General features: G+C 40.2%; 1 protein-coding gene. It reads left to right on the forward strand.

Features of this window, described 5'->3' with window-relative positions:
* Positions 1 to 53 precede the first annotated feature (53 nt).
* Positions 54 to 3,620 (forward strand): beta strand repeat-containing protein (locus B143_RS09945; RefSeq protein ID WP_487044162.1); only part of this gene is annotated, 3,567 nt, incomplete at its 3' end.

The raw sequence follows: 3,620 nt of genomic DNA on the forward strand, positions 1-3,620 counted from the left end.
CGACAGCGAATAAGGATTTAGATGCCAGCATAGGCATTCATTCCGGTGCGTCAATGTCATTATCAGATGCAGGCACTTTAGGTACTAGCCAAGTGACTGTGGATGGCGCATTGAATTTAAATGCAAATTCAACTCTAGCGAATCAATTAACAGGCAGAGGTGCAGTCAATACTAATACAGACATTGCATTAACTGGAGATAATTCAGGCTTTACGGGTGCACACAATATTGGGGATCAAGCCGCATTAACTGTAGGCACTCAATCAGCATTAGGTTCAGGGCAAGTTAATTTTGGTTCAGAAACATCAACGCTGAACTTAAATAGAGTGACTTCAACCGTTCAGAATGTATTACATGGTTCTGGGATTGTGAATATTACAGATAGCGCAGCTGTCAATTTTAGTAGCGATAATAAAGACTTTACAGGAACATTTGCAGTCGATGGAACAAGTCACTTAACCGCGACGAAACTCAGCCAATTGGGCTTAGGAAGTGTGACAGTTGCTGAATCAGGTGCTGTGAATCTCAATAAGATGACCGGTGAGTTAACCAATGCAATCAGTGGTGATGGAAATCTGAATTTATCTGGTACAGATTTGTCATTGAATTCAGGTAATATTCACCTTAAAGATTTAACAGGTGCAATTAATATCACCAAAAACTCGAATTTAACACTAGCGGGAAATGGTCAATTAAATGATGCTGCTAAAGTTAACATTGCCGCAGTTGGTGACAGTATTACAGTAAATTCATTGAGTGATTTTAGCTTTAATAATAATTTAGTTGGATCAGGCTTATTAGACGTTCAAACAGCCGGCAATCGCTTTAACTTTGGCAAAAATGTGGGCAGTAATTTTGCGGGCACTGTGAATTTATTGAACAGCACGTTTAGTTTAAGCAGTAATAATACAGCAGCACTAAAAAATGCAACATTGGTGGTTGGTAAAGGTAATACAACCACAGTTGATACGGAGAATCAGACCATTGGGAACTTAACATTGGATGGTGGCCAAGCAGTATTTAAAGGCAAAGGCTCCATTGCCACAGATACTTTGGCAAGTAATGGCACAAGTATAATTCAGGTGGATTTAGATTCCATTGCGCCAACAGATGGCACTGCTGCGAACTTGTTTGATCAAAACAGTGGCCAACATCAGCAGTTAATCACAGCTACAAATAATGGTGGCCTGAAACTCTCTGATTTAACTTTGCAAGGGCTCAATGGCAGTGCAGTAGGCGAAGGCACCATCAGAAATATTGATCAAAATGATCAAAAAGTTGCAGAAGGCACCTATAATTATGCCCTTAATAATACAGGTGGTTTAGGTGTTAGTTATGGTTTAAGTGCCTTGAATATTGTGGATGGCCAAACATTGACGTTAGATGCAACAGGTGCCACCAATAAAAACATGACAGCAACCCTTGCTGGCACAGGGAACTTGGCATTAATCAGTGATGATAAGGGGCTAATTTTAACCAATGAAAAGAATGCTTATACAGGTGTAACGAATGTAACAGCTGGCTTAGTGACGGCGGGTAGTGACAATGCCTTTGGGCAAACATCACAGTTAAATTTAGCAGCTGGCACAACCGTTGATTTAAATGGCAAAACTCAAGCCGTTGGCAGCCTAACGAATGAGGGTAAAGTTGATCTTGCTGGTGGTACATTAACCATTACTAATGCCAATGGTGCTATTTCAACATCTTCAGGATCTTTAGTCGGTGCAGGCAAGTTGGCTATTTCTTCTGGTGATTTAAGTATCACATCTGCAAACAAGGATTTAGCCGCTAGTATAGATATTCATTCCGGTGCGTCAATGTCATTATCAGATGCAGGCACTTTAGGTACTAGCACAGTGGCTGTGGATGGTGCGTTGAATTTAAATGCGAGTACAACTCTCGCTAATCAATTAACAGGCGCAGGCGCACTCAATACTCATGCAGACATTGCATTAGTTGGCGATAACTCAGGCTTCACGGGTGCACAAAATATAGGGAATCAAGCTTCCTTAACCGTTGGCAGTCAATCTACATTAGGTTTAGGGCAAGTGAATTTTGCGACCATAGATTCAAAATTAAATTTAAATGGCATTACTTCAACCGTTCAGAATGTGTTACATGGCTCTGGAACTGTGAATATTGCCAATAGTTCCGCTGTCAATTTTAGTAGCGATAATAAAAACTTTACAGGGATATTTGCAGTCGATGGCACAAGCACTTTAACAGCCACAGCATTTAGCCAATTGGGCTCAGGAAGTGTGACAGTTGCTGAATCAGGTGCTGTGAATCTCAATAAGGTCACTGGCGAACTCACGAATATAATCAGTGGAGATGGTAATTTAAATTTATCCAACTCTAATTTATCATTAAATGCAGGTAATATTTACCTTAAAGATTTAACAGGTACCCTCAACATTGCAATGGGTTCTAAGCTAACATTGGTAGAAAATGGTCAATTAAATGATGCCGCTAAAGTGAATATTACTGCAGTTGGCGACAGTGTTACCGTGAATTCAAATGGTGACTTTAGCTTTAATAATAATTTAGTGGGATCAGGCTTATTATATGTCCGAACAGCCGGCAATCGTTTTAACTTTGGCAAAGATGTGGGTAGTGATTTTGCGGGCACTGTGAATTTAGCAAACAGCAACTTTCATTTAACTGGTAATAATACAGCAGCACTAAAAAATGCAACATTAGTCATCGGCCAAGGCAATATAACCACAGTTGATACAAAGGATCAAACCATTGGAAATTTGATATTAGAGGGCGGTCAAACCGTATTTAAAGGCACGGGCTCCATTACCACAAATACTTTGGCAAACAATGGCTCAAGTATCATCCAAGTGGATTTAGATGCAATTGCGCCAACAGATGGCACTACTGCGAACTTGTTTGATCAAAACAGTGGCCAGAATCATCAGTTAATCACAGCTAAGAATAATGATGGTCTCCAAATTTCTGAGTTAACGCTACAAGGATTAGATGGCAATGTGATTGGTGATGGTACCATCAGAAATATTGACCAAAATAGTCAAAAAGTTGCAGAAGGTACATATAATTATGCCCTTAATAATTCAGGTGGTTTGGGCATCAGTTATGGTTTGAGTGCTTTGAATATTGTAGATGGGCAAACGCTTACTTTAGATTCAACAAGTGCCACCAATAAAAACATGACAGCAACCCTTGCTGGCACAGGGAACTTGGCATTAATCAGTGATGATAAAGGGCTAACTTTAACCAATGAAAAGAATGCTTATACAGGTGCCACAAATGTAACAGCTGGCTTAGTGACGGCGGGTAGTGACAATGCCTTTGGGCAAACGTCCCAGTTAAATTTAGCAGCCGGTACAGTTGTTGATTTAAACGGTAACAAACAAACCGTTGGTAGCCTAACGAATGAGGGTAAAGTTAATTTTGCAGATGGCACATTAACCATCACGAATGCAGGTGGTGTTTCAACATCATCAGGTGAATTGTCTGGCATAGGTAATTTAATCATTTCAGCGGGTGATTTAAGTATCACGACAGCGAATAAGGATTTAGATGCCAGCATAGGCATTCATTCCGGTGCGTCAATGTCATTATCAGATGCAGGCACTTTAGGTACTAGCCAAGTG

Origin of the sequence: Wohlfahrtiimonas chitiniclastica DSM 18708 (assembly GCF_000375345.1) — a bacterium.
GTDB classification, from domain to species: Bacteria; Pseudomonadota; Gammaproteobacteria; order Cardiobacteriales; family Wohlfahrtiimonadaceae; genus Wohlfahrtiimonas; species Wohlfahrtiimonas chitiniclastica.